General features: G+C 45.2%; 9 protein-coding genes and 2 tRNA genes. 5 read left to right on the forward strand and 6 right to left on the reverse strand.

Annotation, left to right across the window (positions count from 1 at the left end; translation table 11 throughout):
• Window positions 1–2 precede the first annotated feature (2 nt).
• The 5 genes from murF to rsmH form a co-directional block, all read right to left on the reverse strand.
• Window positions 3–1451: a UDP-N-acetylmuramoyl-tripeptide--D-alanyl-D-alanine ligase gene (gene murF / locus SJY28_RS02870; protein WP_379543358.1), complete on the reverse strand. Its 1449-nt coding sequence runs from the start codon at window positions 1449–1451 to the stop codon at window positions 3–5.
• An 82-nt stretch (window positions 1452–1533) separates the two neighbouring features.
• Window positions 1534–3246 carry a UDP-N-acetylmuramoyl-L-alanyl-D-glutamate--2,6-diaminopimelate ligase gene (locus SJY28_RS02875; RefSeq protein WP_379543359.1) on the reverse strand — a complete coding sequence of 571 codons (1713 nt, stop codon included), beginning with the start codon at window positions 3244–3246 and terminating at the stop codon, window positions 1534–1536.
• 66 nt (window positions 3247–3312) lie between these two features.
• Complete coding sequence (locus SJY28_RS02880; protein WP_379543360.1) at window positions 3313–5403, reverse strand: peptidoglycan D,D-transpeptidase FtsI family protein; 2091 nt, start codon at window positions 5401–5403, stop codon at window positions 3313–3315.
• Window positions 5400–5882: a cell division protein FtsL gene (locus SJY28_RS02885; RefSeq protein ID WP_379543362.1), complete on the reverse strand. Its 483-nt coding sequence runs from the start codon at window positions 5880–5882 to the stop codon at window positions 5400–5402. The genes SJY28_RS02880 and SJY28_RS02885 overlap by 4 nt, the downstream gene beginning before the upstream one ends.
• A 429-nt stretch (window positions 5883–6311) precedes the next feature.
• Window positions 6312–7346 carry a 16S rRNA (cytosine(1402)-N(4))-methyltransferase RsmH gene (gene rsmH, locus SJY28_RS02890; protein ID WP_379544907.1) on the reverse strand — a complete coding sequence of 345 codons (1035 nt, stop codon included), beginning with the start codon at window positions 7344–7346 and terminating at the stop codon, window positions 6312–6314.
• 367 nt (window positions 7347–7713) lie between these two features.
• Between rsmH and gltX the strand changes: the two genes are divergently transcribed.
• The 5 genes from gltX to SJY28_RS02915 all read left to right on the forward strand — a co-directional run bounded on the left by gltX (window position 7714) and on the right by SJY28_RS02915 (window position 11129).
• On the forward strand, window positions 7714–9237 hold the full coding sequence (gene gltX, locus SJY28_RS02895) for a glutamate--tRNA ligase (protein WP_379543363.1): 1524 nt from the start codon (window positions 7714–7716) through the stop codon (window positions 9235–9237).
• Between the two features lie 158 nt (window positions 9238–9395).
• Window positions 9396–9761: a hypothetical protein gene (locus tag SJY28_RS02900; protein WP_379543364.1), complete on the forward strand. Its 366-nt coding sequence runs from the start codon at window positions 9396–9398 to the stop codon at window positions 9759–9761.
• Window positions 9762–9883: 122 nt separating this feature from the next.
• Window positions 9884–9959 (forward strand) — tRNA-Ala (locus SJY28_RS02905).
• A 148-nt stretch (window positions 9960–10107) separates the two neighbouring features.
• Window positions 10108–10183: transfer RNA gene (locus SJY28_RS02910), tRNA-Glu, on the forward strand.
• A 292-nt stretch (window positions 10184–10475) separates the two neighbouring features.
• Complete coding sequence (locus SJY28_RS02915; RefSeq protein ID WP_379543366.1) at window positions 10476–11129, forward strand: LysE family translocator; 654 nt, start codon at window positions 10476–10478, stop codon at window positions 11127–11129.
• Between the two features lie 100 nt (window positions 11130–11229).
• On the opposite strand, the gene SJY28_RS02920 is transcribed toward SJY28_RS02915, so the two are convergent.
• Window positions 11230–14067 (reverse strand): aconitate hydratase, encoded by a 2838-nt coding sequence (locus SJY28_RS02920; RefSeq protein WP_379543367.1) that lies wholly within the window; start codon window positions 14065–14067, stop codon window positions 11230–11232.
• Window positions 14068–14281: the final 214 nt, after the last annotated feature.

Raw genomic sequence — 14281 nt, forward strand, 5'->3', positions numbered from 1 at the left:
GCCTACTCCTCTACTAGCGCATGAATAAGTGTTTCCATTCCCATGGAACGAGAGCCTTTGAACAACACAGTACAAGGCTTAGCTTGTTGCGCTTGCAAATACGGCTGTAAATACTGTAATAAACTGTCTTTATCGGCAAAAGCATGAGCACTGATATCAGATACCTCTTGCGCACCCGCGACGGTATAAGGAGCATATTCGCCAACACAAAGCAGCACATTGATACCTGTGGTTGCGATAGTACGGCCCAAGCTTTGGTGCTCACTGATGGCCGCCTCGCCTAACTCACCGATATCGCCCAGTACCATGACCTGCGTACCTGTTTGCGCGGCCAATACTTTGGCGGCGGCACGTACCGAATGAGGGTTGGCATTATAAGTATCATCAATGAGACGATGCATACCAAGTATCTGGCTATTTAGACGACCTTTAGCAGGGCGCGCATTTTCTAGCCCAATGACGATATCACTCACCTCAATGTTTAGCGCATGCGCACAGGCAGCAGCGGCCAAGGCATTATTGACATTGTGTTCACCTGCCAATGGCAAGTTGATATCATGGATTTGGTTACCAATATGTAGTTTGAACTCACTACGTTCAGGCTCTACGTCTAGATGGCTTGCACTTACATCCGTATTACCAAAGCCAATCACATGCGAGGTGTGCTTTTCAGCGATACGACGTAGCTGATTGGTAAAATCATCCTTATCAGGAACAATCGCAAACTGCGCGTCCGTCAACGTATGGTAAATCTCAGCCTTGGTTTGGCAGATGCCTTCACGGCTACCGAATTCGCCCAAATGCGCTGTACCGATGTTTAAGATACAGGCCACATCAGGCTGAACGATTTCAGTCGTATAAGCAATCTCGCCAATATGGTTTGCGCCCAACTCCAAAATAGCATAACGATGATGATCTGATAGCTCAAGCAGCATCATTGGTACACCCAAATCGTTATTGAGGTTACCACGAGTGATCAAAGTCGGTGCCAATCTACCAAAAATACTGCCTAGCATTTCTTTGCAAGTAGTCTTGCCGCTAGAGCCCGTAATAGCAATCACGGTTAAATCTGTATGCTGCTGACGACGATATGCTGCCAATTGACCTAGCGCCAAACGGGTATCGCTGACCACCAATTGCGGAATAGCATTTGAGCCGGAAAACGAAATAGGACGCGAGACGACAGCGGCAACAGCGCCTTTTGATATTGCTGTCTCGATATAATCGTGACCATCGAAATTATCGCCGCTGAGCGCTAAAAATATATCGCCTGGCTTTATCGTACGGGTATCGGTGGCTATACGTTTACTGGACAAGGCCGTCTGTTCTGCTGCATGGCCTTGTGGTAGTTGCCAATGCCCATCAAGCGACGTGGTCGCTGCGAGCATATTGTCCATTTGCCAGACATAGAGCCCTTGCGACTGGGCAGTATTATCGGTGTCGGCTGTCATAATGATTACCTTATATGATGACTACTTAATTTTTATATTTAATGATCAATTTTTACTAATACATGTATCGAAAGCCAATTAACTACACACGTCCAGCTTGACTCAATGCCTTTTGCAAAACAACACTGTCATCGAAATCATAACGAACGTTGTTAATCTCTTGATAGGTTTCATGACCTTTGCCTGCGATGACAACGATATCATCTACACCTGAGTAACTAACTGCATATTCAATAGCGGTTTGGCGGGCAGGCTCGATATGGGTTCGTTGATATTGCTCAGCTGTCATACCAGCCTGCATATCTTGCAAAATTACATTGGGGTCTTCGGTACGAGGATTATCCGCAGTCAAAACAACTTGATCAGCACCTGCCAGACCTGCTTGCGCCATCAACGGTCGCTTGCCTGCATCACGATCTCCACCGCAACCAAATACTGCCCATAGCTGACCTTTACAGTGGGTTTTTAAACTTGCCAGCACTTGGCTCAGCGCATCTGGAGTATGTGCATAATCAACGATAAAGCAGCCATCATTTGATGGTACACGCTGCATACGCCCAACTGCACCTTGCAACTGTGCAACAGCAGGCGCAATACGCTCGATATTCATAGCCAAGTCAACATCGAGTGCTACGACAGCTGCTATCGCTGCGAGCAAATTGGCTACATTGAAGCGACCTAATAATGGACTAACAATCTCCATGCTGTCAGTTCTCTCATTACCAAACTCAATACGCAGGTTGATTTGGACGCCTTGCAGACTCGGTATGATATCAGCGGCAACAAAAGTAGCAGCTTTTGATGAATCCAAACTGTATGTCCATACCGTCAAACCGCTGGCGTTTGCCGTATCTAACATAACCTGAGCGTGCTCATCATCGATATTGATAATGGCATGGGTCAAATCTGGAAAATGGACTTTATCAAACAGCTTTGCTTTGGCAGCAGCATATTCTGCCATATCAGCATGATAGTCTAAATGGTCACGACTCAGATTGGTATAAATCGCTACAGTGACTGGCATCCCTTGTAGACGTTGCTGATCCAACCCATGAGAGCTAGCTTCTAAAGCCAATATTTCTGCCTGCTCCGTTCCCATTTGATATAAGAACTGTTGGACAGCTAACGCATCGCCCGTGGTATGGCTGGCTTGCACCAAAGCGCCAAGTCTACCATTACCTGCCGTACCCATCACCGCGCTACTCTGACCCATCAACTGAGTAAGCTGTGCTACTAATTGGCTGATGGTTGTTTTGCCATTAGTACCAGTTACCGCAACCACGGTCGGTAGAGTCACTTGCTGCTGATATTGCAGGCGCGCTTGAATTAAGCTACCTAAAAAGTCGCGGATATTAGAAACGTATAAGACAGGGCATGGCAATGCTGCTAGTTGCTGCATACTAGCGATACTATCTGTCTTAGGTTCACTACTGGTATTTGAGAGATTTGTTGCTTCGCTAAGCAAAATACTAGGGTCAATCTCTGAGAGAATAAACGCGGCTTGCTCAGCGGCTTGCAGTAGATAATCGCGACTTTTTTGAGGGTTGGCTGTTTGACTTTTTAAAAGGACAAATACGTCATTCGCATCCAATTGGCGATTGTCTAAGCGAAATTGTTGAAACGGAATATGGGCAATAGACTGAGCTTGACCTGAACATACCTGATTGGATGCTTCCTGAATCGATGCTGCTATCATCGCTGTAAGCTGCTCAGCCAGTTTTTGCTGCTGGCTTTTATTGGCATCTATAAGCTGTTGTAAAGTAACAGTAGCGCTATCTAGCGATGATATAGTCATAGATAAATCCTAAACAGTTAAAACGTGTCAGCTCAGTAGAGCTGGACATTTAAAATAATTGAACGCTTACTGCGCTTCCGTTTTTAGTGGCTTATCCAAAGGCACATTATACAATCGCAATGCTTCTTTCATCACATTATGGAAGACAGGTGCGACCGTTAAACCAGCATAAATCTGACCGCGCGGGTCTTCGATAAGCATCACACCTACCAGCTTTGGATTAGATGCAGGCGCCATACCAGCAAAGACGTTACGATACTGATCCGTATAGTAACCACCGTCTGGATTGATGCGGCGTGACGTACCCGTTTTACCTGCCACGCGATATCCATCAATAGCAGCAGCTTTTGCCGTACCACCAGGCTCAGTCACGCTCTCAAGCATCTGTACAATCGACATTGCCTGCTCATGCGCCATAATGCGTTTGCTTGGCTGTGACTTATCATCTTTAATTAAAGTTAATGGATGCATGACTCCACCTGCTGCTAGGGCTGAATACGCCTGTGCAACCTGTGCTAATGTCACTTGCAGACCATAACCATAACTAACCGTCGCACGACGCGAGGTTTCTTTTTCTTTTGGCGTGACAATCAAACCACTGCCCTCACCTGGGAACTGTAAAGGTGTCTTTGAGCCAAAGCCAAACTGTCGTTGCATATTACTAATAGCATCGGCTGGCAGTGATAGCGCAATCTTGGTGGAGGCCACGTTACTGGATTTTTGTAGTAGCGTGGCCATGTTAATCATACCCAAATTATTATGATCTCGAATGGTATAGCCACGTACGCGAATCGAACCAGGATTGGTATCAATCAAAGTCGTTGGCGTATATTTACCCGAGTCTAGCGCTGCTGCAACGGTAAACGGTTTCATCACCGAGCCTGGTTCAAACACATCTAACAGTGCGCGGTTACGCTGGTTTTCACCCGTCATCTCGTTAAGGTTGTTCGAGTTAAACGACGGCCATGTCGATAGTGCCAGCACTTCACCAGTTTGTACATCAACGATCATACCCGTTGACCAACGGGCTTTTTGCAAACGCCCAGCTTTTTCTAGCTCTTTATACAGCAAATACTGTAAGCGCGAATCAATTGTCAACGCCACATCTTTGCCGGGTACTTCTGGCTCGATTTGTTTGATTTCTTTTAGGCTGTTTTGTTTGGCATCTTTTAGAACCAGAACTTTACCGTCATCACCTGCCAGCTCTTTTTCGTATTGACGCTCAATACCAGCACGGCCTTCGTAGCCGCCTTCAGGATCTTTGGCGTTTTGACCCATAAAGCCCAGCAGTTGTGCATTAGACTGTGGCTGCGGGTAATAACGCTGAAAGAAATTCTTTTCGTAGACGCCAGGGAAGTCAAGCGAGCTAACGCTTTGGGCAATCTCAGGCGTGACCTTATTAAGTAGTGGCAAATAGTGTGAGCCCGCACCAGATGGCAAAGCTGCTTTTACGGCTTTCTCATCGGTCACATCGATACTGTCATCAATAGCAGTGACTTTTTTCAGTTCATCGACCGAGATATTGGCAGCAGCGGCTAGCTTTGTCAGATCCATATTATCTAGACGCTTCTGCATACGCGCCTGTAATTGTGGACTGCTAGGATTGGTAATGATAATGCGCTTTAGCTCGTAATATTCACGCGAATAATCATGCGGACTAAACGAAACTGTCGCGAGCGGCGCACTGACTGCAAGCGGTAGATTATTACGATCGGTAATCATACCGCGATAAGATTTTTGGGTACGCTCACTGGTAATGAGCTCATTGCCTTTGTCTTGATAGAACTGTGCGTTGGCAACCTGAATATAATAGGCGCGGCTAATCAGTAGCGCTAATATGACCAGTGCTAGACCCCAAACCATACGAAAACGGTTTTTGTCTTGTTCGAAACCACCGAGAGCTGACGCACCTGACGCTTTGCTCGAAAAAACCATTTTACTTTTGCGGTTTTTTACACTGGTATAAGCGCCTTGGGTGTCACTTTTTTTGATGCGACCAAACAATTTGGCCTTACGATTACTTGCAGCTTTATCAGGTTTGCTACACGTCTGACCAGATTTAGCAGCACTGGCTCGGCGGAGAGGTTTGGTTACCTTGCCACTGGCTGGTTTTTTACTGGTGTTTTTTGCGGTGGATTTAGGCTTTTTCTCACTCATTGTCCTGCCTCCGTCGCTGGTTCTTCAGGAGAGATGTCAGTAGAGGCACGTGGCCCAATCACTTCAGTTAAATCTTCATCTGAGTCTTCCGTAACCACTGGCACCAATGCAGTAGCGACACCAGGCTGAATAATCAGCTTATCCTTTAATGTTGGCGAATACATACCCAATTCAGCAACCGCTCGACTGGCAATCTGCGGCGTGGCACTAAAGGTTTGTTGCTCAATCAATAGACGCTGATGCTCTACTTGTAGCTTACGTTCTTGTTTTTTCATGTCTTGCAAGGTTTTGTAGTCCTGATGATATTGCTGAACTTCTTCGGCAGTTTTGATACCACTCCATACAATCGTGGCTGCCAATAGCAGTAGCACGACCACATAAATGCTCACCACATTAAACCGGCGCACGAACAGCTCGCCGACATCGGTATTATAAGGTGTAGCAGTGCGGCGATTCGCAGGTTTGTCAGATATTGCCATGACGATCTCAAAAAGGTGAACGTAAACGATAGAGTAGATAACGGATTGCGAAAGATGAACGTGTCATTCTTCGGTCATACCATCGATAAATATAAAACCAAAGACACTTATAAGTATAAAAACTAAACCTAAAAAACCGAACATAGAAAATATATTCGATAGCTAATTTATTCAGGAGCCATAAATCATTACAACTCATGGCTATCAATAGGTCATACCACAACCAGACACATTGCATGGCTATACTACATATAAATCTGTGCAACTATCATGCAGATAAAAACCAACTGCTGAGCCTAACAGACAATATTTACAGATTTTTAACAGTGGCGTAGCCATTAGGACATTTGCGCATCATTTAGACAAACATTAGCAATCTTAGACTACTCAATAATCATATTCGACTATGGCTTGTGGCAGCATGATGTTCTATGGTGCTGGCGTCTGCTCATAAGCTGTGTCAGTACGCGTTGCCATACGCAGCCATGCACTACGCGCACGCGGATTCTGACTCGTCTCAGCTTTGCTTGGGCCGACACGTCTTGGCTTGCTAAAATAGCGCGGACGATTCGGCGGCATTGGCAGGTTTTCGTCTTCTGGATATTGGCCTTTGCTATGTCGCTGCAAAAATTGCTTGATACGGCGATCTTCTAATGAGTGAAAACTAATGACCGCAAGCTGCCCACCTGACTTTAAGATAGGAACGCTTTGCTCTAAAAAGTCATCAACATCGCCCAGCTCATTATTAATAAAAATACGCATGGCCTGAAAGCTTTGCGTCGCTGGATGTTTGCCGCGCTGCCAGTTGGGATGCGCTACTTTGATCACTTCTGCCAACTCAAGCGTAGACTCGTAGCTCTCCATCTGTTTGATAGCACGAGCAATACGGCGACTGTGACGCTCTTCGCCAAAATCATAAAGCACATTGGCCAACGTCTCATCATCGACTTTCTCGAGCCATTCGGCAACTGACTGGCCTCGACTGGTGTCCATACGCATATCTACTGCCCCGTCGCGCATAAAGCTAAAGCCGCGACTACCATCATCAATCTGCGGTGATGAAATGCCTAAATCTGCCATTAAGCCATCAACTTCACTGATGCCCATAGCAGCCAGACTGTCAGTCAACGTCGCAAAACTATCGTGAACCACACGCACGCGGCTGTCTTTGCTTGCCAACTCTTGCGCCACACTAATGGCGGTCGGATCTTTGTCAAAAACAATCAGTGTGGCATCATCTGCGAGTTGACTTAATAGCAGTCGGCTATGGCCGCCACGACCAAAGGTCGCATCAACATAGATACCACTTATATTTAAGCTATTTTGGTCGCCTTCTGTTTGCTTGGGCAAGGACTTCACACCTAGTACTGCTGCGACGGTCTCTTGCAGCAGCACCGCATCATGGACGAAACTAAATTCATCAGACGTGATATTGTCCTCATGACGGGTGTGAGTAACATCCAGATCGACATCTTGCGTAGACGCATCCTTTACAGCAGGAGGACTAGACACTGACTCAGAGAGATCAGCGGCGGCAGAAGGACTGGCTTTCGATTTTGGCTTAGACTTTGATAGGGACACAAACAACTCAATAGATGACGACCATACTGGCCAGTAATTAGATGAAAATAAACAAGTTATGACTTGCTTTGCATTATTATCGCAAGGATACACCTGTAGTCAAGCACTAGAAGGGCTTTTCATTAAAAATATCACATGTCTCTGTTATACTAGCGCTATATTTTACGCTATTTCTTAACATCGACTTCATATCTTTCATCGCTATTTATACTAATAGCTTATATCGATAGCAAACTTTGAGACTTTTACCATGCAAACCTCTACTGACAGCACGCGCCCTGTGCGCACGCGTATCGCCCCATCGCCAACTGGCTTCCCACACGTAGGTACTGCCTATATTGCCCTGTTTAACTTGGCTTTTGCCAAAGCTCACGGTGGCGAATTCATCTTACGTATCGAAGACACTGATCAGACTCGCTCGACTGAGCAATCAGAACAAATGATTTTGGATGCCCTACGTTGGGTTGGTCTGGATTGGAGCGAGGGCCCAGATATTGGCGGCCCACACGCCCCTTATCGTCAGAGCGAGCGTAGCGATATCTATAAAAAGCACGCTGAGATACTCATAGAAAAAGATCATGCGTTCCGCTGTTTTTGTACCAGTGAAGAGTTAGATGTTATGCGCGCTGAACAAATGGCCAATGGCGAGACCCCTCGTTATGATGGTCGCTGTGCCCATCTTGCACCAGAAAAAACCGAGCAATTGGTAAGCGAGGGCAAACCGCACGTGATTCGTATGCGTGTACCGACCGAAGGCACTTGTCAGGTACAAGACATGCTACGTGGCACCGTTGAGTTCCCTTGGACTCAAGTCGATATGCAAGTACTGCTAAAAACAGACGGCATGCCAACGTATCATTTAGCCAACGTCGTCGATGACCATTTGATGGAAATCACTCATGTGATGCGCGGTGAAGAGTGGCTGAACTCTGCGCCTAAGCATCAACTGCTATATGATTATTTTGGTTGGGAAATGCCGACCCTTTGCCACATGCCGCTACTGCGTAACCCTGATAAATCAAAACTGTCTAAGCGTAAAAATCCAACCTCTATCACCTACTATCGTGATGCAGGCGTACTACCTGAAGCGCTGCTAAACTATCTCGGTCGTATGGGCTACTCAATGCCTAATGATGCTGAGCAATTCACACTAGAAGAAATGATTGCCAGCTTTGATATTCAGCGTGTGTCGCTTGGCGGCCCTATCTTCGATATCGAAAAATTAAACTGGCTCAATGCAGAATGGCTACGTGCGCTTAGCCCTGAAGAGCTAAAGAATAAAATCCTTGAATGGGCTAGTAACAGTGATAAGCTAACGGCTATCGCAGCGGCGATTCAGCCACGTATCGAGCTATTGTCTGATGCGGTTAATTGGGGCGGTTTCTACTTCCAAAACCTACCTGATATCAATGCTGAGAGCTTCACTCATAAATCACTCACGCCTGAGCAAATTATCGAGATGCTGCAATTAGCGCTTTGGCAATTAGAAGTCTTACCAACGTGGTCAGAAGAAAACATCTATGCCACGCTAAAAGGCCTTGCTGCTCATCTTGATATTAAAATGCGTGACTTTATGGCGCCGTTCTTTATCGCTATCGCTGGTAGCACCTCGTCTACGCCAGTCATGAACTCTATGGCGATTATCGGCGCCGATATGACATTGACTCGCTTGCGTCACGCCGTTGATGTACTGGGTGGCCTTGGTAAAAAGAAACTGAAAAAACTTGAGAAACAAGCAGCAGAGTTGCCAGATTTTTTGGCTGTTACTGAATAGTTTAGAAGCTGAATAGCTTATCTACTAAACAGTTAACTAGCTAAACTTGTCGAATGTAAAAGGGTCAGGCCATCTCTGACCCTTTTTCGTTGTTAGGCAGTACAACTACCCTCGTATTATTAGACATCTTTTATTAAATATTTCAATTGGAAATAAACATGGCCGCCAAAACCGTCACGATAGAAAGCAAAGACTATGTCTTTAATACCCTAAAAGAAGCACAGAAATACTATGATGCCATCGTAAAGGAGCTTTTTGATGCAACTTTGACCCTGATCAAGGGCCAAGACTTCGAAGATTTAAAATGGATATACAGCACTTACTGTAGTTACACCAAGCATAATCTAGATAAATTGGGCGAATATGACATCATTGGCGTCAAAGGTATCAGAACGATTCGAGAAAAAGGCGGTCAATATATGCCAACTGAATGCTGTGCAATTATTTTTTCTGATGGTAGCGAAGAAGAGTTTTATACCGATAAAGCCATTAAAGAGATTGCACTTAAGCAAAATCCACGTTAATTTGGGCTTATTGAGCCTTTAAAATAGGCTAAATCACTTTTTTTTGCATATTTATGCATTATTTTTAAAATAGTTGTTGACAAGACTGCTGCTCTTACATAAAATACGCACACTCTTAGCGAGGGGCTATAGCTCAGTTGGTAGAGCACTTGCATGGCATGCAAGGGGTCAACGGTTCGACTCCGTTTAGCTCCACCATACTTATTTATAGCAACGCTCAGTATTACTGAAACGTAATAATAAATACTCGCTAGTAGGACGATATCAGCACCTAGGCAATGCTTATTTACTAAGCTATCTGATATTGTGAAGTACCGTTGTAACCACTGGTTATAACACTCTATGCGTCCCCATCGTCTAGAGGCCTAGGACACCGCCCTTTCACGGCGGTAACGGGGGTTCGAATCCCCCTGGGGACGCCACTATTCGGCGTCACTTATTAGCACTTTTGCTTAGCATCAGATTAGACTAATAAGCGAACAATAAAAAAGCCCAGTCATCATACGGTGACTGGGCTTTTTTATGTCTGTCGTTTCTCAACATCCTATATTCTATTGTCGTTAGCTTATTATTAATAGCTGCTAGCTTACTGTTGATAGCACTATTGCCAACCTATTTAATACTCGTTAATATCGACCTGATAAGCATATTTATAAAGTGCAGCCACATCCTGTAAATGATGGGGCTTGGCGTGATTAAAGGGAAGTGATTGCGATGTTTGGTATCGAAAATTATCTAGGGTTTATCTTGGCGGCTATTTTGTTAAACCTAACGCCAGGTACAGATAGCATGTACATCATCACCCGTAGTATTTCACAGGGGCAAACAGCAGGGTTTTATTCTGTTCTTGGCATTACTTCGGGTATTTTGGTACATACGTTATTGGCAGCGTTTGGATTGTCCGTATTACTTGCCAACTCCCCTACCGCTTTTATGATTGTTAAATATATTGGAGCCAGCTATTTGTGTTATTTAGGCTTTAAGATGCTGACGAGCAAAAACTCTAACTCGATTGCAAACAATTTATCCAAAGATCAGAACGTGACTAGCCAAAAGGCTGTAGATGGTTGGCAAATATATAAGCAAGGTGTGTTAACCAATACTTTTAATCCAAAAGTCGCTTTATTCTTCTTGGCGTTCTTCCCGCAGTTTATCGACGCTAGTTATGCTTATGGCATGCTGTCATTTTTGATGTTGGGGCTGACTTTTGCCACCACTGGCTTTATATGGTGCTTATGTTTGGCGATGTTGGCGTCAAAGTTCAGCAAAAAACTAAGAGAGAATCCAAAAATTGAATCCATGATGAATAAAATAAGTGGTGTCGTATTTATGGGGCTAGGAATTAAGCTGTTGACTGAGAAGGCTTGAAGAGTAAAGTAACAAGAAGAAAAAACGTCTTCCATAGAAAAGCCCAATCCCCTACTTTGACGGAGATTGGGCTTTTTATCATATAAAGCTTAACTAACTACTAGCCAGCTTCTTTGCTCTCAGCAGCCAGTTGACGTAGTACATAGTGCAATACGCCGCCATGACGCACATATTCGCGCTCTTTTGGCGTTTGTAGACCGACATTTACCTCAAAGGTTTCTGCCGAACCATCAGCACGTGTAGCCATAACCGTGGCTGTTTTACTCTCGCCATTATCTAGCCCTGTAATGCTCAGCACTTCAGAACCATCTAGTTTGTATGTCTCTGCATTTTGACCATCTTTAAACGTCAATGGTAGCACGCCCATACCGACGAGGTTTGAACGGTGAATACGCTCAAACGAGCTGGTCAATACCGCTTTTACGCCTAGCAAGATAGTACCTTTAGCTGCCCAGTCACGGCTCGAACCAGAACCATACTCTGATCCACCAAGTACGACGAGCGGAAGCTTGTCTTCTTTATATTTCATCGCTGCGTTATAGATAGGCATCTCTTCGCCATCTTGTAGCGTAGCGCTGTCATCTTTGAAGTAGTAGGTATAGCCGCCTTCTTTACCGCCCATCATGGTATTTTTGATACGGATGTTGGCAAAGGTACCACGGGTCATGACTGCATCATTACCACGGCGTGAACCATAGCTGTTGAAGTCTGCTTCCATCACACCGCGCTCTTGCAAGTACTTACCTGCTGGTGAGTCTGGATCGATATTACCTGCTGGTGAGATATGATCGGTAGTAATCGAGTCACCAAATAGACCTAGGATACGCGCGCCTTCGATATCAGGGATACCTTCTGGCTCCATGGTCATACCATCAAAGAACGGTGGGTTTTTGATATATGTTGACCCTTCATCCCATGGATACAATTGGCTATCCGCTGAACTAATCGCGTTCCACGCGGCACTACCATCGAACACTTCGCCATAGTTCTTGCGGAACATATCAGCATCGATATTGTTGGCAATTAACTCGTTAATTTCTTCTGAAGTCGGCCAGATATCTTTTAGGAATACATCATTGCCATCTTGATCCTGTCCTAGCGGATGAGTGGTCAGATCGATATCCACTGTACCTGCCAACGCGTAGGCAACCACTAGCGGTGGTGACGCTAAGTAACTGGCTTTGACATGCGAGTGAATACGACCTTCAAAGTTACGGTTACCAGACAGTACTGCCGCCGCGACTAAGTCATTTTCTTCAATGCCTTTTTCGATCTCTTCTGATAATGGCCCTGAGTTACCGATACACGTGGTACACCCATAACCTACTAAGTAGAAGCCTGTTTTTTCTAGCTCATCCATCAGATGGGTTTTCTCAAGATAGTCGGTGACCACTTTAGAACCCGGTGCAAGCGATGTCTTAACCCAAGGCTTGGCTTTAAGACCTTTGGCAGCCGCTTTTTTGGCCACTAGACCTGCACCAATCATTACCGCTGGGTTTGAAGTATTGGTACAAGAAGTAATGGCGGCAATAACTACCGACCCGTCTCGTAGTTTGTGTTGCTTATCATCGATACTGACATTTGAGAAGACATTGTTTGCTGGCGCATAACCTGTGTTATCATCACTGGTATCAACTTCGATATTTGGCTCAGCCGCTAAGTGTTCAGCTTGCTCTTGCTCGCCGCCTTCTTGATCAAAGCGTACTTTGCCTTCTACTTCTGACTTGCGATCCTTGGTCATTTTCTCTAGCGTTTCGCCAAACTTCTCATGCATATCAGACAAATTGATACGCTGCTGTGGCAAGTTTGGCCCTGCTAGTGCTGGTTGTACTGATGACAAATCTAGTTCTAATTTGCTTGAATAAGTCGCCGCAGGTGTATCGGCATCGTGCCATAAGCCTTGCGCCTTGGCATATTTTTCGACCAGCTCAATCTGTTCTTCGTCACGACCTGATAGACGCAGGTAATCAATCGCCATTTGGTCAATTGGGAAAATACCACAAGTCGCGCCATACTCTGGTGACATGTTGGCAATGGTAGCGCGATCCGCTAGCGGCATACTATGTAAGCCTTCGCCATAAAACTCGACAAACTTGCCTACTACGCCATGTGCACGCAACATCTCAACGACACGTAGTACCAAATCGGTTGCGGTGACGCCTTCAGTTAGCTTGCCTTTCAACTCAAAACCAACTACTTGTGGAATCAGCATCGATGACGGTTGGCCTAGCATTGCGGCTTCAGCTTCGATACCGCCCACACCCCAACCAAGCACGCCAATGCCATTAATCATCGTGGTATGGCTGTCTGTACCAAACACTGTATCTGGATAAGCCGTCAGCTCGCCATCGACGTCTGCTGCCATCACCACACGGGCTAAATACTCAAGGTTAACCTGATGCACGATACCTGTCGCTGGCGGTACCACGACGAAGTTTTCAAAGGCTTGCTTGCCCCAATGCAAAAACTCATAGCGCTCATTGTTACGCTTAAATTCAATTTTTTCGTTCAAATCTAGCGCATCTTCGCGACCATAAGCATCGACCTGTACAGAGTGATCGACGACCAGCTCACTAGGGATAAACGGATTGATCTGCTCAGCCTTACCGCCAAGCTCGACCACTGCATCACGCATCGCGGCCAAATCGACTACTGAAGGTACACCAGTAAAATCCTGCAATACCACACGCGCTGGCATAAAGGCGATTTCTTTTGACGCCTCAGCCCCTGCATCCCAGTTGGCAACCGCTTCGATATGGTTTTTGCCAACCGACTGACCGCCGTCTTCGTTACGCAATAAGTTTTCTAATACCACTTTCATACAAAATGGTAGTGTCTTGATATGCTCATAAGTTTCGGTCAGCTTTGGCAAGCTGTAGTAGGCATGTTCTTTGCCAGCAACCGAAAGGGTGTCTTTTACATCAAAAATATCACTCATGATAGCTTCCTTATCGTTGTTATAAATCCTGGACATAAATTATTATAAGTTTATGTATGACTGGTGGCTCAATAAATGATTGATCTGTCTTGGATCAGCAGAGCAGTTTCGCAAAACTGTCTGATATAAGTCTGTGTTAACAAAAGAGATAATCATATCTGTAGTGATTAACAGAAACTCCCTTTTACCATAACAAACATATAAGGCTTTGTTA

It is taken from the genome of Psychrobacter sp. R86515 (genome assembly GCF_042466315.1).
Lineage (GTDB): Bacteria > Pseudomonadota > Gammaproteobacteria > Pseudomonadales > Moraxellaceae > Psychrobacter.